At 63.8% G+C, this 657-nt stretch carries 1 pseudogene; it reads right to left on the bottom strand.

Annotated elements, in window-relative coordinates:
• Positions 1 to 655 (bottom strand): annotated as a pseudogene (locus ACFW0B_RS25895) (phospholipase); the annotation flags it as partial.
• Positions 656 to 657: the final 2 nt, after the last annotated feature.

The following is a 657-nucleotide window of genomic DNA, read 5'->3' as shown; positions in this document are numbered from 1 at the left end:
CCATGGCCATCCTGCCAAGCTTGGGCAGCCCGGGGTTGTAGGCGTCGTTGCCGAGCCGGGTGCTGGCATCGAGGCTGAAGTCGTTGTCGTCACGACGACCATAGGCCAGGTCGATACCGCCGACGTAGCCGATGCGGTTGTCGATCACCACGGACTTCTGGTGATGGGAGAACGCTACGCCCAGCCCCTGCATGTCGCTCTGCTGCACCGCCGGCGTACAGAAGGCTCGAGGCGCGCCCGACAGGCCGGCATTGAGGTGGAGCATGGCCAGGAGGGTTTCGAAGTCGTAGGTGCCCAGGCTGCCACTGGGACTGAGCCAGGGCATGACATAGACCTTGAGGCCGGGCACCCGCACCAGGGCCTGGCGCAGGCATTGCCAGAGGCTGCGCTTGCCGTCGAGCAGTACGTCGTAGTTGATCTGCCAGCCGGTGATGAAGATGCACTGGGTGGCAGCGTCGATGGCGCTGGCGAGGTCCTGGTAGTAGTCCTGGCCCGTGGTGAAAAAGCGCACCTCGTTGCCCGATCGTTTGGGCGCGAAGGCCGACTGGCTGATGAACCAGTCGGGGGCCGAGCAGGCAGCGTAGGCGTCGCCTTCTTCGGTGTTGATCTGGTTGAGTTCCTTTTCACGAATGCCGTTGTAGGGTTTCCGCTCCATGG

The sequence above is a fragment of the Metapseudomonas phytobenefica genome, from assembly GCF_043392685.1.
GTDB lineage: Bacteria > Pseudomonadota > Gammaproteobacteria > Pseudomonadales > Pseudomonadaceae > Metapseudomonas.
Note: the sequence above shows the minus strand (reverse complement) of the source record. Positions and strands in the feature narration are given on the sequence as shown.